Source organism: Phaeovulum sp. W22_SRMD_FR3, assembly GCF_052113705.1.
GTDB lineage: Bacteria > Pseudomonadota > Alphaproteobacteria > Rhodobacterales > Rhodobacteraceae > JBGQOG01.
This window is the reverse complement of record NZ_JBGQOG010000024.1, coordinates 26,832-51,790: the sequence shown is the minus strand read 5'-3', so window position 1 is coordinate 51,790 and position 24,959 is coordinate 26,832. Positions and strand designations below refer to the sequence as shown.

The following is a 24,959-nucleotide window of genomic DNA, read 5'->3' as shown; positions in this document are numbered from 1 at the left end:
TTCCGTCTCGTCATATCCACACTCCAGTTCCTTGGTCACGATCTTATCTTCGTGTCCACGAAACCGGCAGCAGCTCAGACAGGCAGCCGCGCGCGGACCTGATCGCCGTGCGAGAGCCGCTCGCAGATCCGGTCCAGCAGGAAACGCAACTGTTGCAAGCTGCCTGCGGAGGCGCGGATATCGTCCCACAATTCCTTATGCGCGGGCGTGGCAGTGAGGATGGTGCCCCGAAAATCGCCGCCCATGAGGCTTTCAGCCAGATCGCGCCCGGTTTGAGCGGACCAGGGCATCAGGGGGGAAAGCGCGAGGCTCGCCAGAACCATGGCCGGGGTCGGCGGGCGTTTGGCCAGCGCCAGATGCAGCGCGGTCTCGCCAATGACATCACGCTCGGGCAAACGGCCCGGCAGGCCGGAAAGGGCCACGCCCTGGGCAGCGAAAGCGCGCGCGATCTGGCGTGGATCGTCCCCTGTCAGCACGGCGATATTACGGGCTGGCACCCCAGATTCAATCAGCGTCCGGGCGCGCGCAGCGGCGAAATCGGCGCAGGCAGCGGGATCGCGCAAGCCATAGAACGCGAGGCTGTCATCCAGAACCCCGGAGGTGATCGCCTGCGCGGAAACCCCGCCCTGCAACGCGTGCAGGCGGCTGCCGATCGGGGCCGCCGGCGTGTAGGGGCTTGCGGGAACAGAGCCGAACTCATCCCGGATCCGGCCATAAAGCGCCTGCATCGCAGCGGGAGCCAGAGGATCCAGCGAACCTTCAACCACCGGCAAGGGATCAAGGAACCGCCCATGCGGCAGGGTCAGCACATGGCGGATCGGTGCCAGCCCCTCTGGCAGCGCATCGCCCAACCTTTGCCACAGCGCGACCAGCGCCAGGAGATGCCGCCTGGCGCGGTGCTCGGGTAGGTGATCGACGCTTGGCACCTTCAGATCCGGGGTGGCCAGCACAAGATCCGTCAGCGCAGTGGTGACGGCCGAGATCGTCTCGACCGGTGCATTGTCGAGACTTTCCGCCCAGACCGGATCAGGCGCCTCGGCAATGGCGCGCCCCGGCGCCCACTCGGCGGCTATAGGCGCAAGGGACAGTTCGGCAAGGCCGGTATCGGTCAGGCGGTATTGCAAGCCGGAACGCGGATCAATGACGAGAAAGGGGTAATGCATGAATGGCCTGCAATCTGCTGATCAGGGAAACTGTAAAGAGGTTGAGCACGATATCAAAGCATTAGACGAGATGATCCTTGCCCGGGGGGATATAGAAGCGCCAGAAGCAGACCCGAGAGTGCGTAGGGCTCATCACCCATGACTGGCCGTGTGCCATCACTCTGAAACAGACTGAGGGCGGAGATGGGCGCCTTCGGGGCCAGTGCAGCCCACACCTCCGTCTCGTCCAGATTGCAGCACAAGGCAATCACCGCCTCGTCCGAAAGGCCGATCTCGCGTTTCAGCACAGCGGTGCAATCCGCGACCGCGCCTCTGCGCTGTTGCAGAACAAGCAAGCGCAGGATCGCCGTCTCGTCCGCATTAAGGCCCAGATGCGCCGCGATAGTGCGCAAACGGGCAAGCGGTTGGTCCGGTGGCACCACCATATCCCGCAAGGTTGCGCCGATATAATCGCCAAGTGCCTGCCAATACTGTGAGGACACACCGGGCCTATGGCGTCCCATCGGGGCGACAGGCGGCAAGGCGCAAAAGACATCCGGGCGTGTGCAAATCCACCCCGCCAAGACCAATGCCTCGGAGCGATGGGCCGGGATGGCATGGAGCAGCCGCAACGCGATGCCGTGCAGTGTATGGGTTTCGGTCTGGTGCATCCTGCCCTCTGTGGTTTGAGAGCAGGATGCGGGTTGGATGCATCAGATTCGGACGGAGCCCCGACGACATCCTGTATATGCCAACACTAATCTTTGTTTGTCTGTAATGCCCTTCTCAGAAGCTGGGCGAACGCGCTGGCATGAAATATTCCGTCCTCCTCTGGTTCCGGAAGGTCTTTCGCGAGTCGAACAAGTAAATTCCAATCCTTCTCGTCAAGAGATTTTCTGGTGCCAGTCGGAAATGCACTGCCATTAGGAAGCGTTATCAGTCCAGTTCCGTCTCGAGTATAGAAGTGGCCTTTATTGTCCGCTGTGACATTGTCGAATCTGTGGGCCAAAATGTGGGCCAAGACTTTTGGTCTGCCACCGTTTGGGCCGAAGTAGAACTCGACAAATTTTGCATTTAGGTTTTCCATTTCACCATGTGGCCAACCAATAAAAGTCCGCTCTGGATCATGTTTCAGTAGTGCCTCAAAACTAACGTCGCCTCCCGCACCGCTTTTTGCAGATTCTTCTGCGGCGACTTTGATTTCATTGTCATCCGCATTTGTTCTGCAAATGATGAAGCCAACCCCGGCATGTGAAAAATGATCCGGGTCAGCCGCGATTTGCTCAAGCACCGTCATCCCGTTAAAGTCAGCAATTCGGTTTGCGGTCCGTGGCCGGTATCGTTCCGCCGCAAGTTGAAGCGCCTCTTTGTCAACCATACTTGCCTGAGAATACAGGTTATCAAACCACTTAGTAGCTTGCTCCCAGAGATGGCCACCCTGCTTGTGAAAGACCCCAGCTTCAATAAGTTGCGCCGGGTTTACATCAAGACCTAGACCATTGGCAGATGCGTTGGCGGAACCAATCACCACACCGGCATTCGAGATATAAACCTTGGAGTGCAGGTTGTCGATGTGCTTCAGGCTCCTGTTTTTGGGCGCCCCTAAGGATTCCAACGCTTTAGGAGAGGTCGATCCACCGACGATGTCGCAGACAATCCTGACATCCCCCCTGCGCGCCAGATCTTCACCAAACCCATGCGCACCCCAATAAGCGACCGCACACCGAACATCTTTGCCGACGACAACCTCGCGGATTCGCTTTGTCAGTGACGCACCCGATAGGAACTCAGCCATTATATCTCCCCTCCAAAATATACTACCCGCTCAGCGTCTCAACCCTATCGCCCCAGCGGGCGAGATACCATTCCATTTCCTGCCGCCCCCCGGCTCTGAACCGCACCACCAAAGACCCGTCCTCCAGACTCTCCATGCTTTGCTTCGGATGGAACACGTATCCTGCAGCCTCCTCCGCCACATCGGGCAGAAAGCGCCACTCGACATCCTGCGGCTCTTCACGCCAGATGCCGAAGCTCTCGGAGAGCCAGTCCTGCAAATTGAAGCCTGCGGGACGAGTATAGGCGTCAGCCTCCAGAGTAATCTTTTCAAATCCCGCCAGCGCAAACAGCCGCAAGTCATCCTGATATTCACTCCAGGCCAGCAGGTATTGCCGCCCCTGACCAAACAGCATGGCGATGGGGCCAAGGCGGGTGTTACGCGACAGCTTGCCGGTGCTGCGGGAGCGGTGGTCGATGAATATGACAGCGACTTGATGTCGATCATTCCCCTGGACTATTTGCTCAACGTGCTCGGACCAGAAAAGGTGAAGGCTCTCGGGATCTCGGCTGATAAGCCCTTCCGGGTCGTCCTTTCGGTGATGGTTGACGCCTTGGCTTTGGCCGGAATGAAGGCGCCCTGTAGCCCGGCTTGCCTGTGCAAGGCGCGGCTTTCGGCGCTCCGGTCGCGGCGCATACCATAGGTCTGCGTGGCCTATGTCCGCTTTGGGCGTTTTGGCATGGCTGCGGGGCGCGCGGGCAGGTCGCCGCGATCTCGGGCGCGATCTCGGGCGGCGTGTCATGGGCCTTTTGCGTGATCATGTCAGCAAAGCAGGTGACATCGGGCAGATCGCCGGTCAACAGATCTTTGCGCAAATCAAGATCGGCAGGCAGCCGGGCAGGCGGGTCGGCACTGTGCTGGCAAGACGCCCGGACGAAAAGCCCGCCGGGCACCTCGTCCCAATGGGCCGCGGCGGCAGGCATCAGCGCGTCCTTGCAGGCGAAGGGGTGGAAAAAGCTGCCCTTGCTGGCCCCGGCCTCGGCGCAGAGCTGTTCAACGCCTGTCGCGGTATCGCCCTTGGCGCGCAGAATGCTGAGCGCCGCGTCGAGACGCCCGGTTTTTGAATTTGTTGCGGGACGATCTTTGACTATCCACACCCTTTGGCATGTTGAACCCGGCAGGCAGGGAGTCAAAGCAAATTTTCACGCCGCCTGCACGAGAGCGGGTTCTGGTCTGCTGATCTGGCCGCGCAACCCGGTCGCCCGCGCGCTGGCCCCGGGGCGGCGGCGCGCTCAGAGGGGGCGGGGCCCGGGCTTCCCCTCCCGCGCGGCTTTCGCCCGCGTGCCGGGCGGTTTCGGGCCAGATGCCGCTTTATGCATAACGCGCTGATATGGGTGGTTTTGGCTTCTGGTATGCAAGTCGAAATACCCCGGCTTCCCCCGGTTTTTATGATGCCTTTGTGCATCTGCGGCGGTTGACCTCTGCCCGACGCACGCTAGGGTCTCCCCCATCCGCCACGGGGCTTCACCCGGACGGCGCATCCATTGGGTCCCGCTTTCGGGGACCGTTCGAGAGGTTCTATGTCCAGCTATCCCAACACCCAGCTTTTCATCAACGGCATCTGGCGCGACGGCAGCGGCGCGGCGATCCCGGTGGTCAACCCGGCGACCGAAAAGGTCATTGGCCATGTCGCCCATGCCGAAATTGCCGATCTGGAGGCCGCCGCCGATGCTGCCGTCGCCGGGTTCGAGATCTGGCGCAACACCTCGGCCTATGACCGCGCCAAGGTGATGCGCAAGGCGGCCGACCTGCTGCGCAGCCGCGCCGACATGATCGCCGAGCTGATGACGCTTGAGCAGGGCAAGCCGCTGATCCAGTCGAAAATGGAGATCATGGGCGCCGCCGATGTCATTGACTGGTTTGCCGGTGAGGCGCAGCGCACCTATGGCCAGATCATCCCGGCGCGCGCGGCCAATGTCACGCAGATGACGATCAAGGTGCCGGTCGGCCCGGTGGCGGCCTTCACGCCCTGGAACTTCCCGATCAACCAGGTGGTGCGGAAGCTCTCGGCGGCGCTGGCCACCGGCTGTTCCTTTATCGTGAAAGCACCGGAAGAAACCCCGGCCTCACCCGCGGAACTGATCCGCGCCTTTGCCGATGCCGGTGTCCCGGCGGGTGTCGTCAACCTCGTGTTCGGCGTGCCGTCGGTGGTGTCGGAATACCTCATCGCGCATCCGGCGATCCGCAAGATTTCCTTCACCGGCTCGACCCCGGTCGGCAAGCAACTGGCCTCGCTCGCCGGTCTGCACATGAAACGCGCGACGATGGAACTGGGCGGTCACGCGCCGGTGCTGATCTTCAACGATGCCGATATGGAAAAGGCCATCTCTTTGATGTCGATGCACAAATCCCGCAATGCCGGGCAGGTCTGCGTCTCGCCGACCCGTTTCCTCGTGCAGGATGGCGTGGCCGATCAGTTCATCGAGGGCTTTGCGAAGGCGCAAGAGGCGCTGAAAGTGGGCAATGGCATGGAGGCGGGCACCGAGATGGGGCCGCTGGCCAATGAACGCCGCATTCCGGCGATCGAGGGGATGCTGCAGGATGCGGTCTCTCTGGGCGCGGAAGTGGTGACCGGCGGCCGCCGGATCGGCAATGAGGGCTATTTCTTTGAGCCGACCGTGATCACCAATGTGCCGACCAATGCCAAGATGATGAATGACGAGCCCTTTGGCCCGGTCGCCATCGTCAACCGCTTTGCCGAGGCCGAAGAAGCCATGGCCGAGGCGAACCGTCTGCCCTTCGGTCTGGCGTCTTACGCCTTCACCGGCTCGTCGAAAACCGCGCAATATCTGCGCGGCAACATTCAGGCGGGGATGCTGACGGTGAACCATCTGGGTCTGGCGCTGCCGGAAGTGCCCTTCGGCGGCATTCAGGATTCGGGCTACGGCACCGAAGGCGGCTCGGAAGCGGTGGATGCATATCTCGACACCCGTTTCGTCAGTCAGGCGGACTGATTTTAAAACAAGGCGTTGCGCGGAGATCTTCGCGCAACGCCTGAAGGCTTCGGGCGTGCAAAGGCCGCTTGCTTTTTGCGCGGCCGCCGCGCATCCTTGGCCTTGAGCAGGCAACGATGGCGTCGTTGCAGGGCATGCGCCCGGGCTTGTGGTGCAGGTTCCGTCCCCGCCACCGCGTCCTGTACGCCGGGATCTTTCGGGGTCCTGGCTGCGGCAGACCCCCGATGTGAGGTCTGAGAATGACGAAACGTCCTGAATCCTATCGTTTTCACCAAGGCGACCGTGTGTTGCCCTTTGCTGATGCGGAATATGCCGCCCGTCTGGCAGGTCTGCGCAGCCGCATGGCCGGGCTGGGCGTTGAGGTGGCGGTTTTCACCTCGATGCACAACATCGCCTATTATTCCGGCTTTCTCTATTGCTCGTTTGGCCGTCCCTATGCGCTGGTGGTGACCGCACAGGATGCGGTGACCATCTCTGCGGGCATCGACGCGGCCCAGCCCTGGCGGCGCGGTTCTGGCGACAACATCACCTATACCGACTGGGCGCGCGACAATTACTGGCGCGCGGTGGCGCAGGTGGCGGGGCCGGGCCGGGTGGTCGGCTATGAGGCGGACCATCTGACGCTGGTGCAATCGGCGAAACTCGACGCTTTCCTCAGCCCGAAAGCCCGCGTCGACATTGCCGAAACCACCATGCGGCAGCGGATGCATAAATCACAGGCCGAGCTGGATCTGATCCGCGCCGGGGCGGCTGTGGCAGATGTCGGCGGCTTTGCGATCCGTGACGCGATCCGCGCAGGTGTGCGTGAGATTGACGTGGCAATGGCGGGCCGCGACGCGATGGAGCTGGAGATTGCGCGGCTTTACCCCGACGCCGAATACCGCGACACTTGGGTCTGGTTCCAATCCGGCATCAACACCGATGGCGCGCATAATCCGGTGACCGGACGGCACTTGCAGCGCGGCGATATCCTGTCGCTGAACGCCTTTCCGATGATCTCGGGCTATTACACCGCGCTCGAACGCACGCTTTTTCTGGGCGAGGTGGATGCCGCCGCGCTGAAGATCTGGGAGGCGAATGTCGCCGCACATGAATACGGGATGAGCCTCTTGCAACCCGGTGCTTCCTGTTCGGAAATCACGCATAAGATCAACGCCTTCTTCGAGGAACGTGATCTTTTGCAATACCGCACCTTCGGCTATGGCCATTCCTTTGGCCTGCTCTCGCATTACTACGGGCGCGAGGCAGGGCTGGAGCTGCGCGAAGACATCGACACCGTGCTGGAGCCGGGCATGGTGATCTCGATGGAGCCGATGCTGACCCTGCCTGAGGGGCAGCCCGGCGCCGGGGGCTACCGCGAGCATGACATCTTGTTCATCACCGAGACCGGCCATGAGGATATCACCAGATACCCCTATGGTCCGGAGTTCAATGTCGTCGGGTAACGCGCTGCTATATCGATGAAAACCTGCCCGGCCCTCTCTGCGCCGGGCAGCATTGGTCAACGCATCGCGGCGCGGATTTCGGGGTCTTCCAGCGTCAGGTCCAGCACCTTGCGGCTGCGCGCGACAATGGCGTCAATCTCGGCATCGGTGCAGCAGAGCGGCGGCGCATAGCCAAAGCACCCATTGGCAAAGGCGCGGATGATCAGCCCCTGGTCCCAGGCCCGGTCAAACAGCCGGGTGGCGGCGTTCAGCGCGGCGGGCAGCGGGGTTTTCTTCTCCTTGTCGGTGACGAGCTCAATGGCCGCCAGCATGCCCCGGCCGCGCACATCCCCCACCAGCGGGTGATCGGCCAGGGTCTGCAACCCCGCCAGCAGCCGGGCGCCCGCCTTGCGGCCATTCTCGAAAATCCCATCCTCATACAGCCGCAGCACCTCCAGCGCGACCGCCGCCGAGACCGGATGCGCCGAATAGGTAAAGCCATGCCCGATGGCGGCCGCGCCTGCGCTGTCGGCGATGGTCTGATAGACGTGATCGGCCATGAACACCGCCCCCATCGGCACATAGCCCGAGGTCAGGCCCTTGGCCGTGGTCATGAAATCCGGCACGATATCTTCATCGCTGCAGGCAAAAAGCGGCCCGGTGCGGCCAAAGCCGGTGATCACCTCATCGGCGATGAACAGGATGCCCATCTCGCGGCAGGCTTCGCGCATCGCCTTCATCCAGCCCGGCGGCGGCACCAGCACCCCGCCCGAGCCCTGGATCGGCTCAGCATAGAACGCCGCCACCCGGTCTTCGCCGAGTTCGGCGACTTTCGCGCGCAGTTCGGCCAGCGAGGCGGCGATGATCGCGGCCGGATCGGTGCCGACCGGGTTGCGGTAGACGTAATGCGACGAGATTTTATGCTGCCAGCTCCACGGCACGCCAAAGCCCGCGTGAAAGCCGGGCAGGGCGGTCAGACCCGCCCCGACGGTGGTCGAGCCGTGATAGCCCTGCTCCATCGAGATGAACTGATCGCGCTGCGGCTGACCCTTGGCGTGCCAATAATAGCGCACGAAGCGCACGGTGCTGTCGACCGCATCCGAGCCGCCGAGGGTGAAGTAGATGTGCTTCAGATCGCCCGGTGCCCGCTCGGCCAGGGCCGCGGCCAGACGGATCGGCGCTTCGGAGCCGAGGTCGAAATAGCCGGTCGCATAGGGCAGGCGGCGCATCTGTTCGGCGGCCGCTTCCACGATACTTTCATGGCCATAGCCCGCGTTCACGCACCAAAGCCCGGCAAAGCCGTCGATCAGCTGGCGGCCTTCGGCATCGGTGACGGTGGCGCCTTTGGCCGATTGCAGCACCCGCACGCCGCGCGCTTCATGGCCGCGCCAGGAGGCGACGGGATGGATCAGGTGGTCGCGGTCAAGCTCTTGCAGAGAGTTGGTCAGCATCGGGGTCTCCGGGGTCAGCCCCGCGCCTGCGCGGCGGGGGCGTGGGTTTCAGACGGGCAGCAGGGCCCCGCGCGCAACCGTCTGTGGGCCCGCCGGGAGGCGCGGTTGCCAACCCCGGTGCGGGGCCGGTTGCCCGGAGCCCACAGACCCGCGCGGACCGGCAGGCCACCGCGATGCCCAGGCTTTGGGGATGAGGGCCGGGCGCAAGGGCGGCGGTGCATCGGGGATTCCTGCTTCTGCCCGTCAGCCTATCGCCGCTGGCGCAGCATATTGCGCTGCATCGGGGGTGGGGGCGGTATTTTCGGGCGGGGGCGCGGCGCTGCGAAAGCACGATATTGCGCGGCGCGGGTTCTGACCGGGACGGCGCGCGGAGGCCCGCCGCCGATCCGGCCACCCTGGCCGCCGCCCCGCAGGCACAGCCTGCAGGCCCGCCAGTCTCGGCTGTCCCAAAGCTTTAGCGGCTCAGATGATCCGCCAGCGCCAGCACCATGTCGCGCGCGGCGTACAGCTCCTCAACCTTCAGATATTCCTCAGGTTTATGCGCGCGGCTCATGTCGCCCGGGCCGCAGATGATCGCCGGAATTCCCGCCGCCTGAAACAGCCCCGCCTCGGTGCCATAAGAGACCGCCGGACCCGGTGCAGCGCCGCTCAGGCCCGCCACAAGCGCCGCGAGCGGATGGCCATCATCCAGCGCCAGCGCCGGATAGCTGGAGAGCAGCTCAAGGCTGAGCGCCTCTTGCGCCGCCACGATTGCCTCAACCTGAGCCAAAAGCCCGCGCGGATCGGTGCCGCTGATCGCGCGCGCCTCGATCTCAAGCCAGGCCGCATCCGGAATGATGTTGAGCGCCTGACCGCCGCCGATCCGGCCAATCTGCAGCGTGGAATAGGGCGGCTCAAACGCCGGATCCTGCGCGCCGGTTTCGGCGGCATCGCGCGCGGCAAGCGCGGCATTCAGCACCGGGATCAGCGCGTGAATCGCATTCGCCCCCAGATCCGGGCGTGCGGAATGCCCCGGCACCCCGCGCGCTGTCACCCGCAGCGCGGCCTTGCCCTTGTGGCGCAGCACCGGCTGCATGCCCGACGGCTCGCCCACGATACAGCCCAGCGGCGGCGCGCAAAGATCCGGTAATTGCCCGATCAGATGCGGCACCCCCTTGCAGCCCGCCTCTTCGTCATAGGAGAGCGCGATGTGGATCGGCGCGCCGAGCGTCCGCGCCGTCAAGGCGGGCACGGACGAGAGCACCGCCGCCACAAAGCCCTTCATGTCGCAGGCACCGCGCCCGATCAGCCGATCCCCCTCATGGCGAAGGGTGAACGGATCGGCCCGCCATTCCGGCTCGCCCGCGGGGACCACATCGAGATGGCCGGAGAGGATATAGCCCGGCCGGTCCCGCGGCCCGATGCTGGCAAAAAGGTTGGCACGGTCGCCCTCCGGCCCGGTGATCACCGTGCTCTCCACACCCTGCGCGGCCAGATGGTCGCGGATGAAATCGATCACCGGGCCATTCGGTTGGCCCACGACCGAGCGAAAACCAACGAGGGTGGCAAGCATGCGTTCGGGGGTCATGACGGCTCCTGTGACCTGTGACGGGATCAACGGGGCGGTTGCACCCCGTGGCCAGAGGGCCACCGGGCGGCGCAGAGGTCAATGGCGCACATCGGCAAAATGCAGCTGCATGCAGGCGCCGCGCGGGTGTCCCATGCTCGGCGCCGTGCCTTGGGGAATGATCCGTGCCGTGCGCCCGAGCCTCTTTTTTGACGTTTGATGAATGGCTTGCAGGCCGTTCTTTGGCGAAGGTGATGTGACGCAGACCCGGCGCGCGCTGTCGTGCCGGGTCTGCGTCATGGATCAGATAAATGCCGTGGATTTATCGAATGGTAAATCAGTGCGTTGCGGAGAGATCTTCATCCAAGGCCGCCAATATGGAAGGCTTTGGTTTCCAGATATTCGGCAATCCCCGCCTGTGCGCCCTCACGCCCCAGCCCGGACATTTTCACGCCGCCAAACGGCGCCACCTCGGTCGAGACCATGCCGGTGTTCAGCCCGACCATGCCGAAATCCAACGCCTCGCCCACCCGGAACCCGCGCGCGAGATCGCGGGTGTAGAAATACGAGGCGAGGCCAAAGGGCGTGCCATTGGCAATCGCAATCGCCTCTTCCTCGGTCTCAAAGCGGAAGATCGGCGCGACGGGGCCAAAGGTTTCCTCGGAGGCGAGCTCCATGTCGGTCGTGGCTCCGGTCAGCACCACCGGATCGGCGTACTGTCCCGGGAGGTCGCGGGCGGGTGTGGCGCGCGTGGCTCCCTTGGCCAGAGCATCCGCGACATGGCGGTTGATCTTCTCAATCGCCGCGGCATTGATCATCGGGCCGATCTCCACGCCCGCCTCGGTGCCCGGGCCGACCTTCAGCGCCGCCACCCTTGCGCTGAGTTTTTCCACAAAGGCGTCATGCACCCCGGCCTGCACCAAAATCCGGTTGGAACAGACGCAGGTCTGGCCGCCATTGCGGAATTTCGACATCATCGCCCCGTCGATGGCCAGATCGAGATCGGCGTCATCAAAGACGATGAAGGGCGCGTTGCCGCCGAGTTCCAGACTGAGCCTTTTCACCGTCGGCGCGCATTGCTCCATCAGGAGCGCGCCGACGCGGGTGGAGCCGGTGAAGGATAACTTGCGCACGGTGGCGCTGGCGGTCAGCGTGGCGCCGATCACCGCCGGGCGGCCGGTCAGGATGTTGATGACGCCTGCCGGAATCCCCGCGCGCTCGGCCAGAACGCCGAGTGCCAGCGCCGAATAGGGTGTGAAATCAGAGGGTTTGATGACAACGGTGCAGCCCGCCGCCAGTGCCGGGGCCACTTTGCGGGTGATCATCGCATTCGGGAAATTCCACGGTGTGATGATGGCGCAGACGCCGACCGGCCCGGGCATGGTCAGGATGCGGCGGTCGGCGGTGGGCGAGGGGATCATGCCGCCATTGATGCGCCGCGCCTCTTCGGCGAACCATTTCACAAAACTCGCGCCATAGCGGATCTCGCCCACCGCTTCGGCCAGGGGTTTGCCCTGCTCGGCGGTCAACAGCGCTGCCAGATCGCTTTCATGCGCCAGCATCAGATCATGCCAGCGCATCAGAAGCCCCGCGCGCTCGGCATGGGTGCGTTTGCGCCAGCCGCGCATCGCGACCTCGGCGGCGGAAATCGCGGCCTCCGTCTCCTCGGCGGTGCAATCGGGCATATGGCCCATGGTTTTGCCACTGGCGGGGTCGGTCACCGGCAGATCGGCGCGGGTGATCCAGCTGCCGTTGATCAGCGCCGCCTGACGGAAAAGATCGGGATCGTTCAATTGCATCTCAGGCCTCCAAAGCGGTCAGAATGGCGGTGGTGATCGCCTCGGTCGAATGGCTGCCCGGCCGGGTGCCGATGCCGCCCGCCGTCGCCGTCTCAATCGCTGCCAGCACGGCGCGGGCGGCCGCGGCCTCGCCCAGATGCTCCAGCATCATCGCCGCCGACCAGATCGCCGCGATCGGATTGGCGATGTTTTTCCCCGCAATATCAGGGGCCGAACCATGCACCGGCTCAAACATCGAGGGGAAGCTGCGGTCGGGGCAGATGTTGGCCGAGGCCGCGAATCCAAGCCCGCCCTGAATCGCCGCGCCCAGATCGGTCAGGATGTCGCCAAAGAGGTTGGAGGCGACGATCACGTCAAGGCTTTCCGGCGCCATCACCATCTTCGCCGCCATCGCGTCGATATGGGTATGGGTCACCTCGACATCCGGGTAGTCGGCGGCCAGCTCGCGCGTCACCTCATCCCAGAAGACCATCGAATATTTCTGCGCATTGGATTTGGTGACCGAGGTCAGTTTCTTGCGCCGCGCGCGTGCCTGCTCAAAGCCGAAGCGAAGGATCCGCTCCACCCCCGCGCGGGTGAAGACCGAGGTTTCCACCGCCACCTCGTCCGGGGTGCCCTGATGCACGCGGCCGCCCGCGCCGGAATATTCGCCCTCTGTATTCTCACGAATGCACAGAATATCAAAGCCTTGCGATTTCAGCGGCCCCTCGACACCGGGCAAAAGGATATGCGGGCGGATGTTGGCATATTGCCGGAAGGCCTTGCGGATCGGCAATAAAAGCCCGTGCAGCGAGACCGAATCCGGCACCGAATCCGGCCAGCCGACGGCACCGAGGTAGATCGCGTCAAAGCCGGAGAGCTGCGCGATTCCATCCTCGGGCATCATCATGCCATGGGTCAGGTAATGGTCGCAAGACCATGGGAAGGTTGTTGTTTCAAGCGAAAATCCGAATCGCGCGCCTGCGGCATGGGCGACCCGCAGCGCGGCCTCGGTCACGTCAACGCCGATCCCGTCACCGGGGATCAGGGCCAGAGAATAGGATGTCATGGGCGCAAGCCTTTCTGCATGTCGGGTGCCGCACGATGGGGCGGACGGTTTCATGCCACTGTAACGATTGAGCGCCGCAGCGGGCACTGTTTTGCGCCGCGCGGCAGAATATCCTGCGGCGGATCTGCGGTTTCCGGCTGCGGCTGGCGCGAAAACCCCGGCCCGAGCCGCCTCTGGCCCGCCGTCGCGGATCCTTGTGACTCTTTGGCCCGTCTGCAGGGACCCGTCTGCAGGGACGCGTCGGCAGGGGCCGGTCCGCGCGGTGCGGCGGCTTTCTGCGCCCTCTGACGCGGGGGCGTGAAGGGGCATGGAAGTTTCCGGTCTGGCCGGGTAGCGTCCGGGCACTGCCATAAGGCGTGGCCGGGGGCGAGGGATGATGCAAAACGGGGGGCCTGCAGCAGAGGCTGCGCCGCGACAAGAGCTTGAGGGCAGGCGGCCGGGCCCGCCGACAGGACGCATTTGGGCGCTCGATCTGGCGCGAACCGCGGCAATCCTCGGCATGGCGCTGTATCATTTCACCTATGATCTGGCGTTTTTCGGCTTCATTGAGCCGCATGTGCCGTTCAGTTTCGGCTGGATCCTTGAGGCGCGGATTGTGGCGACCAGTTTTCTCGGTCTCGCGGGGGCCAGCCTCGTGCTGGCGCATGGGCGCGCAATCCGCTGGCGGCATTTTCTGCGCCGCTTTGGCTGGTTGGTGGCAGCCGCGGCCGCGATCAGCCTGTCCACCTGGTTTGATGATCCGGAACGCTATGTTTTCTTTGGTATCTTGCATTGCATCGCCGCGGCCAGCCTGATCGGCCTGGTGCTCCTGCGCCTGCCTGCTGTTCTGACGCTGGCGGCCGCTGTGGGCGTTCTGGCGATCTGGCTTTATCTGCCGCGCGTGGGGTTTGATGCCAATTACCTGCTCGGCCTCGGCCTCTCGCGTGAGGTGCCGCGGTCGATGGATTTTGTGCCGCTGGTGCCCTGGCTCGCGCCCTATCTGGCGGGGATGGGCATTGCGCAGCTCCTGCGCGGCCGCGCGCGCGGGACAGCGAATGGCCCGGCCGCGCCGCGCCCGGCACCCGCCGCGCAAAGCCGGTTGCAGCGGGTCCTGGCCTGGCCGGGGCGGCATTCCCTGGTGATCTATGTGGTGCACCAGCCGCTCTTGCTGGGGCTGACCTGGGCCGCCGCGCAACTGCTCCGCTGAGCCTGTCACCGGGCCGCACGACAGAGTCGGGGCGGTCTGGCACGGGTCTGGCTCGGGGCAAGCTGAAACGCGGTGCAACGACAGGATATTCAGGTGACACCGCCGTGCTGCAGGCGGGATGGCACCGTGCCGAGCGGCGCGCGGAAAACCGGACAGCGACGGCGATTGCCATCTGCTCTCAGGGGGCACCCCGAGCGTGTTCCGCAGGCGTATCCCGCAAGCGCAGGCTGCGTGAGGCCGTGGTGACGGAGGCAGGGCGCAATGAAGCGGCAGGCGTCCTTGATCTGCGCAGCACGCGGCCCGCCATTCCGCATCGGGCGCAAAAACCATGGAGAGCCGCGAAGCCGACATTGGCAAGGAACAGCGCTGACCCGCTGTTTCCCAAACATTCTTCTGTGCTGAGTGTTTCGGCGGACGGATCCGCGAGTGCCCCAAATCTCCCTATGAAATCAAAGGGAAATGGCGGAGAGACAGGGATTCGAACCCTGGGTGGGCTCTCACCCACAACGGTTTTCGAGACCGCCGCATTCGACCACTCTGCCACCTCTCCGCGTCAGGGGTCGTCGTGGGGCGGGATTTAGCCCGGGATGCGGGGGCATGCAACCGCTTTTTGCACGGATATGACGAAACCGTGGCAGAAAGTTTTTGCGGCTTCGCTTGGCAGCGGGGATGGGGCAGATTACCTCTGACAGACGCCCCCGAAAGGAGCCTCAGATGTCTTTGCCCTTCCGTCTTGCCGCCGCGGTTTTTCCGCTTCTCTGCGCCACGACGCAGCAGGCCACGGCCGAGCCCGCCGATGTGCTTGAGGCGTTGCGGCTGCAGGATGTGCTGGCGGTCATGGCGCAGGAGGGGGCGGCCTATGGCGAGGATCTGCAGGCCGAGTTGTTCCCCGACAAGGGCGGGGCGTCCTGGGCGGCACAAGTGGCCGCGGTGCATGATCCGGCACGGTTGCGCCCGCTGTTTGACGAGGTGTTCGCCGCCACGTTTGACACCTCGCAAGAGGCTGAAATTCTGGAGTTTTTGCAATCCGATCTCGGCAAACGGATTGTCTCTCTCGAGATTGACGCGCGGCGTGCCTTGCAGGAACCGGGCATTGAAGAGGCCGCCAATGCGGCGCGGGACGCGGGCTATGACGCCGGCAATCCGCGGCTGCGCGCGGTGGAAGATTTCATCGAACGCGCCGATCTGATCGAGCCGAATGTCACCTCTGGCATGAATGCCAATCTGGCGTTCTACCGGGCGATGGTGCAGGCGGGGGGCCTGTCCTATCAGGTGACCGAGTCGGATATGCTGGCTGAAATCTGGGGGCAGGAGCCGGCGGTGCGCGAGCAGATGAACAGCTGGGTGGTGAGCTATCTTTTCATGGCCTATGCGCCGCTCAGTGACGCCGAGTTGGAGCGTTATGCGGTCTTCAGCACGTCGACGGCGGGCCGAGCGCTGAACCGGGCGCTTTTTGCCGGATTCGATGCCATTTTCGTCGACAGCTCCACCCGGCTGGGGGCCGCCGCCGGGGGGCATCTGGCGGGCGAGGATCTGTGATCCCCGCGCCGCTCTGCACCTAACGGTGCTGCGCCACAGGAGGGCGCGGCATCAGCCGAGCTGCCGCCGGGCAAAATCAGCCAGACGGGTCAGCGCGATTTCCAGTTGATCATCCGCGAGGGTCAGCGCGATCCGCAGATGCCCGGCAGATGAGGCGCCGAAACTTTCCCCCGGCATCAGCGCAATTTTCTCTTCTGCCAAGAGCTTACGGGCAAAAGCTTCACCAGACATACCGGTCGCGCGGATGTCGGCCATCACATACATCGCCCCCGAGGCCGAAGAGACCCGCAGCGCGGGATTGTTGGCCAGCACGCGGCAGGCCAGATCGCGGCGCCGGTGGAAAGGTTCGGCCACCTGCGCCTCAAACGCCGGGCCCTGCCGCAGCGCGAAGAGTGCTGCTTCCTGGATGAAGCCCGGCAGGCCATAGGTGGTGTTGATGTTCAGCGCATGCAGCGCCGCAATCACCGGCTCGGGCGCCACGATCCAGCCGATGCGGCTGCCGGTCATCGCATGGCTCTTGGAGAGCGAGCCGAGCACCACGGTCCGCTCGGCCATGCCGGGCAGGGCGCGGGGACTGATATGCGTGCCTTCCCAGACCTGTGTGTCATAAACTTCATCTGAAATCAGCCAGAGATCCTGCGCGATGCAGACCTCGGCAATCGCTTCCAAAGTCTCACGGCTGTAGAGCGCGCCGGTGGGATTGTTGGGGCTGTTGATCAGCAAGGTGCGGGCGCCGCTCTCGCGCGCGGCCCGGGCCAGCGCGGCGGGGTCGGGCTGAAACCCGGCTTCGGCGGCGGCGGGCACGGCGCGCACAAGGCCGCCCGCCGCGCGGATGGTGCCGGGATAGGTCGGGTAATGCGGATCGATACAGAGGCCGGTCTGACCCGCATCGAGCAGCACCTGATGCGCGGCATAAAGGCCCGCCTGACCGCCGGGGGTGACAATCACCTGCGCCGGGCTGGTGGGGACGCCGGTGCGGGCGGTGACCCGGGCGGCAATCTCGGCGCGCAACGGCTCAATCCCCTGAATGCCGGAATAGCCGGTGGCACCCGCCATGGCGGATTGATGCATGGCTTCAAGGATTTCCGGCGCGGTCTTGATGTCCGGCTCACCGATGGTCAGGTTCAGCACCGCCTCACCCGCCGCGATCATCTCGCGCGCCCGGAACAAAATCTCCCACCCGTCCGGGCCATCTCCGGTCATATGGGCCACGCGCTGCGCGAGTTGCATGAGAAGTGCCTTTCAGTGTCTTGAAATATTGGGGGTTTCAGGCGTCGGTGGGAATCAGGCCCAGGCCGCGCAGATAGATGCCGATGCCGCTTTCCAACAGATCATCGGGGGTGAATTGCGTCCGCGTTCCGGGCGGGGTGCGGGCGTAAAGCTCGACCACGCCGTGGCACATCGCCCAGAAATGCGCCGAGAACATCGCGGCGGGGGGCCGCCTGCCTGCGGGAATGTGGCGCGAGAGGGTCTCGGCGGCGCGGGTCAGCACCGCCTCGGCGCGGGCCGAGGCCTGGGCGATGGCGGGGTCATGGTTGGGCGAGATACCGGACTCGAACATTGCCATGTAATGCCCTGGAAACTTTCGCGCAAATGCCAGATAGGCCCGGCCCACCGCGCCAAAGGCCGCCAGTGCCGAGGGCTGGCCATTGGCATAGGCATGTTCCATCAGATCGGCGAAAATCGTATAGCCCTGCCGCGCGCCCTCGGCGATCAGATCCTCGCGCCCCTCGAAATGCCGGTAGACCGCGGCGGGGGTGACCCCGGCGGTCTTGGCGGCCTCCGAGAGGGTGAAACCGGTCGGCCCATGCGTCTCGATCAGCCGCAGCGCCGCCTCGACCAGAGCCTGTTTCAGATTGCCGTGATGGTAGCCGGCCTTAGCCATTCCAGATCTCGATCCCACCGCAGACCTTGGGGTCGATCTCGCCAATCGCCTCTTTGCTTTTTCCTTTATAATCAACGGCATTCAGCACGGTCTGAATGGCCGCCAGCCGCGCGCGGTTCTTGTCATCCGAGCGGATCACCGTCCAGGGCGCGAATTCCGTATGGCTGCGCGAGAGGGTCTCGCCGATGGCGGTGGTGTAGTCATCCCACTTTTTCAGCCCCTCAACGTCGATCCAGCTCAGCTTCCACTGTTTCAGCGGATCCTTTTCACGGTCGAGGAACCGGCGCAGCTGTTCGGCGCGGCCGACATTCAGCCACAGCTTGACGAGAATGATCCCCTCATCCACCAGCATCTGCTCAAACTGCGGAAGTTGCTGGAAAAAATGATTGCGCTGATCGGGGGTGCAAAAGCCGAAGACCTGTTCGACAACGCCGCGGTTGTACCAGCTGCGGTCAAAAAGCGCGATCTCGCCCGCCGCGGGCAACCAGTCCACATAGCGCTGGAAATACCATTGCGTCGCCTCGCGTTCCGAGGGTTTCGGCAGCGCCACGATATAGGCCGAGCGCGGATTGAGATTTTCGCGCATCCGCTCGATCGTGCCGCCTTTGCCCGCCGCATCGCGGCCCTCAAAGACCACCATCAGTCTTTTGCCGGTGTCGCGCAGATCCCAGAGCATTTTCACCAGCTCGATCTGCAGCTTCTCCATCTGCGGCTCATATTCCTCGGAATCAAGCACCCGCTCATAGGGATAGGACGGATCAAGGATGTCCTTTTTCTTACCCTTTTCAATGGCTTTGCGGATGTCCTTCGGCGCCTCATCCTCCAGAAACTTGCTGATGTCACCGACGAAAGGGATCTCTTGGCTCATGGCGGGCTCCGTTGCTGCTCTGGCCAGTATGGCGATTGGGCGGGCGGGTGCAATCGCCCTAAAGGCGGGCTTCGGCGCGGGCGCGGTCGGTCAGCCGGGCGAGCGCCGCCAGCACCGCGGGGATCGCCGCATGCTGGCTCATATGGCCGATGCCGGGCAGCACCGTCAGGCGCGCGCCGGGGATGGCCGCGGCCAGTTGCCGGGCGTGAATGTCGAGGTCCACCGTGGTGTCGGCGTCGCCGTGCAGCACCTCGACCGGCAGGTCGAGCGCGGGATAGAGCGGCACCATCGCGCGGATTTCTTCTTTCAGGCTGGCACGTTGGCGGGCGTTCAGCGCGAAACTGGCCCGGCGCACCGACATCATCGGCACGAAATGCGCCACATAGCCCTCGGGCATCTCTTGCGGCGCGAAAACGGCGGCGGTTTCGGCGGATACGGTGCTTTCGGGCACCCAGGCGGTGATCAGCGGCACGGTGATCAGCTGCCCCCAGCGCGGCGCGGTGATCTTGTAGAGAAACGGCATGTCGGTGGGCCAGACCTCAGAGGCCGCCGAGAGTGCGAGCAGCCCCGCGATATGGTCGGGATGCCCCGTGGCCCAGGCCAGCGCCACCGCCCCGCCATAGCTGTGGCCGAGCACCAGCGGGCGCGTGGCGCCCAGCGCCGCTGCCGCCGCCTGCAGGACGCGCGCCTGCGCGGTGATCGTGTCATCCTCCGGGATCGGGTCCGACCAGCCGAACCCCGGACGGTCAAAGGCGATGACCCGGTAATGCGGCGCCAAGAGCGGGATCAGGTCAAAGCTGAAATCCCGCTCGGACCCGGACGCGCCGTGGATCAGCACCAGATCGGGGCCGGTGCCGGTGACCAGCGCGTGCACGCGCCGCCCTTCAACGGTGACAAACTGCCCCTCGGGCGGCGCGGCCTGTTCCGCCGCACGCTCACGCGCGCCCGCGCGCCACAGCGTCGCCCCGGCCAAAAGGCCGAGGAGGATCAGGGCACTAGCAGCCAATCTGAGCAATGTCATAGGGCGTCGATTGGTAGATTTCATTGATCCAGTTGCCGTAGAGCAGATGCGCATGGCTGCGCCAGCGGTTCAGCGGCGCCCGTTTCGGATCATCCGAGGGGTAGTAGTTGCACGGCACATTGATCGGCTTTCCGGCCGTGACATCGCGGTCATATTCCTCTTTCAGCGTGCCGCTGTCATATTCGAAATGGTTGAAGATATAGAGCGCGCGGTGCCCGGCATCCTCCAGCAGACAGGGCCCGGCCTCATCCGAGGCGAGCAGCGTTTTCAGCGCGGGCAGGGCGTCCACTTCCGGCTGCCGCATCTCGGTCCAGCGGCTGACCGGGATCACGAAATCATCCGAGAACCCGCGCAGGAAGGGCGAGGCGGGGGCAAGATTGCTGTGGCGGAAACAGCCAAAGACCTTGTGGTCGAGCACATGCTTTTTCAGCCCGTGGAAGTGATAGGCCATCGCCATCCCGCCCCAGCAGACGCCAAAGGTCGATTGCACATGACTCTGCGTCCAGTCAAAGACCCGGCAGAGCTCGTCCCAATAGGTGACGTCTTCAAAGTCCAGATGTTCGATCGGCGCGCCGGTGATGATCAGCCCGTCGAATTTCTCGCCCGAAGCCTCGACCTCGGCGAAAGGACGGTAGAATTCGGCCATATGTTCGGCGGCGGTGTTCTTCGTCTCGTGATCGGTCATCCGGATCAGCGAGAGGTCGATCTGCAGCGGCGTCGCGCCGATCAGCCGGGCAAACTGGTTCTCGGTCTGGATCTTTTTCGGCATCAGATTGAGCAGACCAATCCGCAGCGGCCGGATGTCCTGCATCGCGGCGCGGCCCGGCGACATGACCATCACGCCTTCGCGCGAGAGGATGTCATAGGCGGGCAGCGTTTCGGGCAGGGTGATCGGCATGATGGTCTCCTTCTGGATCGACAGATAGGGCGGGCGGGCGCGGTCTTCAATGTGACCGTACCCTTAGGGCAAACGGGTTAAGGCCGGGTTGGCAGGGGCTCAGCCCCGCATTCGCCGGGCGTCGATCGCGCCGGCTATCAGATCGGTGAAATCACTGGCCGACCGCACGAGCGCCACGTCCTCGGCCTTGACCGAGATCCCCCAGTTGGCCGCCATCGCCGCATAGCGCGGCTGACGGTGGGCGAGGGCGCGGGCATAGGTCCAGCGCACGAAATGGTCGGGGTCCACGGCTTCGGGGGCAAGGCCCAGATCGGCGCGGTATTCTGCCCAGGCGGCCTCGAGAAAGGCGGGCTGATAATACATCGGCTTCGGCGCGCGGTCGAAGCGGCGGATCAGCTCTTCGGTATGCGCCTCCGAGCCTTCGATCCAGACCATCAGCGCCGCATTGGACAGCGTGGTCAGCACCGGATCGGCGGCATCCGCAGGGTCGACCACCTCGCAGATCGAGCCGCCGGTGTCGCAGACGAAATGCTGGTAGCCATAGAGGTCATGCGCACGGGAAATGAAATGCGGCGTGTCGGTCAGTGCGGCCTGTTCCGCCGCCTGATGCTGCGCCTGCCGCTTTTGGTACTCGGCAAAGGGCAGGCCGCCCTTGGCCGGATTGCCCGGCTTGCCAAGATAGGTGGACAGCGGCGCCAGATTTTCAAAGGTGATGTTCGAGGCGATATAGACGCTGTCGGTCAACAAAAGCTCGCGCAGCAGCGGCACTTTCATCGCCTCGCGCTTGAAATTGTCAGCGATATGCTCGCCCATGTAACGGGTGCCGATGCGGTAATCGATGGAATAGTGGAACCACTGGCCGGTGCCGCGCAACGTGGCCGAGACATGGGTCTTGCCCAGACCGGACATGCCGAACAGCAGCACTTTCTTTTGTGCCGCGTCCCGCCATTCCGCTGCCGTCTGATAGATCATCACCCGTTCCTGCCTGACTGCTGTTGCAGGCGGTTTACTCTGCGCCCGCGCCCGCGTCACGGGGTTTTCGACGGCGGAGGCGCGCAATCAGCTTGCCATCCAGCACCAAAAGCCCTGCCACCAGCACGAAGAACCCGGCAAAGACCCGGGGGGCCAGCGCCTCGCCATAGACGGCCCAGCCGAGCAGGATGGCGATGGGCGCGGCCATCAGCGTGGTCAGCGACATGTTTCCCGCCCCGACCAGCGCCAGCGTGCGGTAGAGGAGCACGAAGGCCAAGGCCGAAGCGCCCAGCGCCAGCCACAGGACCGCCGCCCAGACCGGCAGCGACCAGTCAAAGCTCGGCACGCCTTCGGTGATCAGCGCGGCGGGGATCATGATCACGCTCGCCCCGGTCATCATGCCGGCGGCGGCGACCAGAGGTGGCACGCCCTTCATGGCGCCGCGCGAATAGACCGCGATGCAGGCGTAAGAGAGCGAGGAGCCAAGCAGCGCCAGCTGGCTGAGCGAGCCGAGGTTGAAATTGGTCAGCGCCGCCGGGCCGATGGCGATGGTCACCCCGAGCAGGCCGAGCAGCACGCCGGTGCCCTTGCGCCGGGTCAGCCGCTCATCGGGCAGCAGCAGCGCCGCCACCAGCACGGTCATCAGCGCGGTCGAGGAATTCAGGATGCCCGCCAGCCCGGAATCGATGCGGTGCTGGCCCCAGACGATCAGCGAGAAGGGCACGGCATTGTTGAACAGCCCCATCAGAAAGAACTTGCCCCAGAGCCGCAGATCGCGCGGCGGCCGCTGGCCGCGAAACGCCAACACCAGCCAGAGCGCCATTGCCGCCAGCCCAACCCGCAGCGACACCATGGTGAACACCGGCACCTCGGCCAGCGCAATCTTGTTGCACAAGAACGAGCCGCCCCAGATCGACGAGAGCAAGACGAGCAGGAACCATCCTTTGGCGGGGATGCTGGTCTGGGTGACGGCGGCCCGCAAAGGCGCGCTGCGCAAGAGGCTGTCGGGGGAAATATCGCGCGGCATCGGGGCCTCCTTGATGGTGCCCCCTCCCTAACGCCCGGGAGGATCTGCCGCCATCCGGATCTTGCGCCTAGTACAATTTTTGCCAGTCCGTCCCGGCTTGCGCAGGGACCGCTGGCGGTCGTCCCCTCTTGGCAGGCGCAGGGGATTGGCGGTGCGGGGCATGAAAAAGCCCCGCCGAAGCGGGGCCGATCCTGTTCATGCCAGAGGCTCAGAAGCTGTAACCGACCCGGATGCCCCAGCCGATGCCGGAGTTGTCGGTGAAAACGCCGCCAATACCCTTGGTCGTCGCATCACCGATTTCCACGTAGCGCACACCTGCCGTGACCTTGACGGCGTCTCTGGTGTAGGTCGCCGCGAGGCCAATCGACTTCATCCCGCTGTGCGGCCCAAGGTTGCCCGTCAGGGCGCTGTTGGTTTTTTCATAGCCCAACAGCACCGCACCCGACCAGTTTTCGTTGAACTTGCGGCCAAGGCCGAGGTTCCAGGTCACGACATCATCGGCATAATCGACAAGCGGGCTGCCCAGTGCGGTGTGGTAGACCACGGGGTCGATCTTGAAGGCGGTCCATTCCGCCCAGCGCACCGAGCCAAAGAGCAGGGTGTCGGGAGCGATCCCGGTCTGGAACTCGAGATTGAGCGATTGCGGCACGGTGGTCGAGAAACCGGGTGCGGCCACATAGCTGCCGCCGACGGTCTCTCTCGCTTCGAAATCATGGGTAATGGCGGAATTGTAGGTCAACGCGACCCGCGCCGCAATTTCCGGCTTTTCCCAGGCGACGCCAAGCACATAGCCCAGATCACGCTCGGTCGAGGTGCTCATCCCGTAGACAAAGGTCGACGGGGCGGGCGGCAGGACATTCAGCGCAACAACGCCCGAGGCTTCCTGAAGCCGCAGACCGCCGATGACCGAGAAGTTCTGCGGCAGCTTGTAGCGCAAAAGCGCCGTGATCGCAGTGGAATCCAGCGTCGCCGTGCTGCCCCGCAGCGGGTAGAGACCGCCACTGGGGTAATCGACATCCGCGCCGATCGGCTGGTCCAGAATAAGCGCCAGATCGAGTTTGTCATTCAGCGCCGTTTTCACACCGAGCGAATAGGTGGAATAATCCCCGGCCATGTCACCGGATCCGATGGCTCCCCCGCCCACGGTCCCCGACACTTCCGGGCTGAAGCTGCCATAGCTCAGCTCCGCATAGTTTCCGTCTTCGAAGAGGATGGCGACTGATTGAGTCGAGCGTTCCACCCCTCCGGCACCGGCCGCACTCGCCCCTAAGGCAAGCGCTGCCGCCGTCATCAAAACACGTCCCATATGATCCTCATCCCTGCGTGTTCAAGTAACGAGAACACTACCACGGTGCGACAAAGCGTCAATCAAGCGAAAGTGATGACGTAACGTCGTAACCCTTGTCTGCCAAGGAAAAAATCAGGATTCCTTTCGCAAATTGAGAAGGTTGGCTAATAAAATGATAGCGCCACCAGCAAAGACTGACCACAAGAGCGGCTCCCCATACAAAAGCATGCCAATGACCGCGATCAGCGGCAGCCGCAGGAAATCCATCGGCACCACCACCGAGGCCGGCGCGAGGCTGAGTGCCCGCGTCAGGCAGAAATGCGCCCCAAGCCCCGCACAACCAATGATTGTGAGCGGCAACAGCGATTGCGCGGTCGGCAAAGCGATCTGACCATCACGCCCCGCCATGATCAGGCCAAAGGCCAGCTGCATGAACACCAGCCAGAACAGGATCTCGATCATCGGCACCCGGCGGGTGATCACCTTGGTCGTCAGCGCCGATCCCGCAAAGCCCAGTGCCGCCAGCAGGGCCGCCAGCGTGCCGGTCGAGAGGCCGCCCGACGACCAGGGCTGCGCCACGATCAGCACGCCCACAAACCCCAGCAGCGCCGCCAGCAGACGGTTGCGCGTCAGCCGCTCGCCCAACACCAGCGGGGCCGCCAGCGCCACAATGATCGGATAGGAAAACTCCAGCGCGAAGAGCTGGCTGAGCGGGATCAGCGTCAGCGCAAAGAACCACAGGTTCTGCCCGGTGAAATGTGACAGGTTGCGCAAGAGATGCAGATGCAATTGCTTCACGCCCACCCGCCGCTGGTCGGGCCGCAGCAGCAGCACGGCCAGAATGATGATCACACCAACCGCCGACCGCCAGGTCATGATCTCGAAAGTGTCGTGATAGGGCGCGGCAAAGCGCCCGGCGACCGCCATCGAGGAAAAGCCGGTGATCGCGCCCAGCATCCAGAGCGCCGCCGCCAGCGGTCGGTTGACCGGCACAGCGGGCGCGTCGGCTGCGGGCAGGGTGCCCGGCAGGGCGGCAAGGGGGACTTCTTGGGTCATGGCGAACGCTCCGGTTGACCG

General features: G+C 64.2%; 22 protein-coding genes and 1 tRNA gene. 4 read left to right on the top strand and 19 right to left on the bottom strand.

What is annotated here, in order from left to right:
• Positions 1 to 74: 74 nt before the first annotated feature.
• From ACEN2S_RS20605 to ACEN2S_RS20585, 5 genes are all read right to left on the bottom strand, one after another.
• Entirely contained in the window at positions 75 to 1,163 is a 1,089-nt protein-coding gene (locus ACEN2S_RS20605; RefSeq protein WP_441870024.1) for a hypothetical protein, read from the bottom strand.
• 53 nt (positions 1,164 to 1,216) lie between these two features.
• Positions 1,217 to 1,813, bottom strand: coding sequence for a hypothetical protein (locus ACEN2S_RS20600; RefSeq protein ID WP_441870022.1), 597 nt, complete (start codon positions 1,811 to 1,813; stop codon positions 1,217 to 1,219).
• A gap of 86 nt (positions 1,814 to 1,899) precedes the next feature.
• Entirely contained in the window at positions 1,900 to 2,937 is a 1,038-nt protein-coding gene (locus tag ACEN2S_RS20595; protein WP_441870020.1) for a hypothetical protein, read from the bottom strand.
• A gap of 22 nt (positions 2,938 to 2,959) precedes the next feature.
• On the bottom strand, positions 2,960 to 3,394 hold the full coding sequence (locus ACEN2S_RS20590; protein WP_441870030.1) for a helix-turn-helix transcriptional regulator: 435 nt from the start codon (positions 3,392 to 3,394) through the stop codon (positions 2,960 to 2,962).
• Between the two features lie 46 nt (positions 3,395 to 3,440).
• Complete coding sequence (locus ACEN2S_RS20585; RefSeq protein WP_441870028.1) at positions 3,441 to 4,073, bottom strand: TetR family transcriptional regulator; 633 nt, start codon at positions 4,071 to 4,073, stop codon at positions 3,441 to 3,443.
• Between the two features lie 423 nt (positions 4,074 to 4,496).
• Between ACEN2S_RS20585 and ACEN2S_RS20580 the strand changes: the two genes are divergently transcribed.
• Both ACEN2S_RS20580 and ACEN2S_RS20575 read left to right on the top strand, forming a co-directional pair.
• Positions 4,497 to 5,930: an NAD-dependent succinate-semialdehyde dehydrogenase gene (locus ACEN2S_RS20580; RefSeq protein ID WP_441870018.1), complete on the top strand. Its 1,434-nt coding sequence runs from the start codon at positions 4,497 to 4,499 to the stop codon at positions 5,928 to 5,930.
• Positions 5,931 to 6,169: 239 nt separating this feature from the next.
• Complete coding sequence (locus tag ACEN2S_RS20575; RefSeq protein ID WP_441870016.1) at positions 6,170 to 7,375, top strand: aminopeptidase P family protein; 1,206 nt, start codon at positions 6,170 to 6,172, stop codon at positions 7,373 to 7,375.
• A gap of 56 nt (positions 7,376 to 7,431) precedes the next feature.
• Here ACEN2S_RS20575 and ACEN2S_RS20570 read toward each other — a convergent pair whose 3' ends face one another.
• The 4 genes from ACEN2S_RS20570 to ACEN2S_RS20555 all read right to left on the bottom strand — a co-directional run bounded on the left by ACEN2S_RS20570 (position 7,432) and on the right by ACEN2S_RS20555 (position 13,198).
• Positions 7,432 to 8,805: an aspartate aminotransferase family protein gene (locus tag ACEN2S_RS20570; protein ID WP_441870014.1), complete on the bottom strand. Its 1,374-nt coding sequence runs from the start codon at positions 8,803 to 8,805 to the stop codon at positions 7,432 to 7,434.
• 454 nt (positions 8,806 to 9,259) lie between these two features.
• The gene (argE, locus tag ACEN2S_RS20565; RefSeq protein WP_441870012.1) at positions 9,260 to 10,372 is read right to left on the bottom strand and encodes an acetylornithine deacetylase; all 1,113 of its coding nucleotides are present in this window, start codon (positions 10,370 to 10,372) and stop codon (positions 9,260 to 9,262) included.
• A gap of 338 nt (positions 10,373 to 10,710) precedes the next feature.
• Positions 10,711 to 12,150: an NAD-dependent succinate-semialdehyde dehydrogenase gene (locus tag ACEN2S_RS20560; RefSeq protein WP_441870010.1), complete on the bottom strand. Its 1,440-nt coding sequence runs from the start codon at positions 12,148 to 12,150 to the stop codon at positions 10,711 to 10,713.
• Position 12,151: 1 nt separating this feature from the next.
• Positions 12,152 to 13,198, bottom strand: coding sequence for a tartrate dehydrogenase (locus tag ACEN2S_RS20555; RefSeq protein WP_441870008.1), 1,047 nt, complete (start codon positions 13,196 to 13,198; stop codon positions 12,152 to 12,154).
• A gap of 457 nt (positions 13,199 to 13,655) precedes the next feature.
• Here ACEN2S_RS20555 and ACEN2S_RS20550 point away from each other — a divergent pair, with 457 nt between their 5' ends.
• Positions 13,656 to 14,384: a heparan-alpha-glucosaminide N-acetyltransferase gene (locus ACEN2S_RS20550; RefSeq protein WP_441870026.1), complete on the top strand. Its 729-nt coding sequence runs from the start codon at positions 13,656 to 13,658 to the stop codon at positions 14,382 to 14,384.
• 460 nt (positions 14,385 to 14,844) lie between these two features.
• Here the strand turns inward: ACEN2S_RS20550 and ACEN2S_RS20545 are convergent.
• Positions 14,845 to 14,934 (bottom strand) — tRNA-Ser (locus tag ACEN2S_RS20545).
• Positions 14,935 to 15,098: 164 nt separating this feature from the next.
• On the opposite strand from ACEN2S_RS20545, the gene ACEN2S_RS20540 reads away from it, so the two are divergent.
• Positions 15,099 to 15,923: a DUF2059 domain-containing protein gene (locus ACEN2S_RS20540; protein WP_441870006.1), complete on the top strand. Its 825-nt coding sequence runs from the start codon at positions 15,099 to 15,101 to the stop codon at positions 15,921 to 15,923.
• A gap of 51 nt (positions 15,924 to 15,974) precedes the next feature.
• On the opposite strand, the gene ACEN2S_RS20535 is transcribed toward ACEN2S_RS20540, so the two are convergent.
• The 9 genes from ACEN2S_RS20535 to ACEN2S_RS20495 form a co-directional block, all read right to left on the bottom strand.
• The gene (locus ACEN2S_RS20535; protein WP_441870004.1) at positions 15,975 to 17,153 is read right to left on the bottom strand and encodes a pyridoxal phosphate-dependent aminotransferase; all 1,179 of its coding nucleotides are present in this window, start codon (positions 17,151 to 17,153) and stop codon (positions 15,975 to 15,977) included.
• 37 nt (positions 17,154 to 17,190) lie between these two features.
• A complete protein-coding gene (locus tag ACEN2S_RS20530) occupies positions 17,191 to 17,808 on the bottom strand; it encodes a TetR/AcrR family transcriptional regulator (RefSeq protein ID WP_441870002.1) in 618 nt (205 codons plus the stop codon).
• A complete protein-coding gene (ppk2, locus tag ACEN2S_RS20525) occupies positions 17,801 to 18,676 on the bottom strand; it encodes a polyphosphate kinase 2 (RefSeq protein WP_441870000.1) in 876 nt (291 codons plus the stop codon). Before ppk2 ends, ACEN2S_RS20530 begins: the two co-directional genes overlap by 8 nt.
• A gap of 58 nt (positions 18,677 to 18,734) precedes the next feature.
• A complete protein-coding gene (locus tag ACEN2S_RS20520) occupies positions 18,735 to 19,682 on the bottom strand; it encodes an alpha/beta fold hydrolase (protein WP_441869998.1) in 948 nt (315 codons plus the stop codon).
• Positions 19,672 to 20,595: a homoserine O-succinyltransferase gene (locus ACEN2S_RS20515; protein WP_441869996.1), complete on the bottom strand. Its 924-nt coding sequence runs from the start codon at positions 20,593 to 20,595 to the stop codon at positions 19,672 to 19,674. The genes ACEN2S_RS20520 and ACEN2S_RS20515 overlap by 11 nt, the downstream gene beginning before the upstream one ends.
• Positions 20,596 to 20,694: 99 nt before the next feature.
• Positions 20,695 to 21,567: an ATPase gene (locus tag ACEN2S_RS20510; RefSeq protein WP_441869994.1), complete on the bottom strand. Its 873-nt coding sequence runs from the start codon at positions 21,565 to 21,567 to the stop codon at positions 20,695 to 20,697.
• A gap of 34 nt (positions 21,568 to 21,601) precedes the next feature.
• Complete coding sequence (locus ACEN2S_RS20505) at positions 21,602 to 22,594, bottom strand: DMT family transporter (protein ID WP_441869992.1); 993 nt, start codon at positions 22,592 to 22,594, stop codon at positions 21,602 to 21,604.
• 208 nt (positions 22,595 to 22,802) lie between these two features.
• Positions 22,803 to 23,900 (bottom strand): hypothetical protein, encoded by a 1,098-nt coding sequence (locus ACEN2S_RS20500; protein WP_441869990.1) that lies wholly within the window; start codon positions 23,898 to 23,900, stop codon positions 22,803 to 22,805.
• 114 nt (positions 23,901 to 24,014) lie between these two features.
• Positions 24,015 to 24,938: a DMT family transporter gene (locus tag ACEN2S_RS20495; protein WP_441869988.1), complete on the bottom strand. Its 924-nt coding sequence runs from the start codon at positions 24,936 to 24,938 to the stop codon at positions 24,015 to 24,017.
• Positions 24,939 to 24,959: the final 21 nt, after the last annotated feature.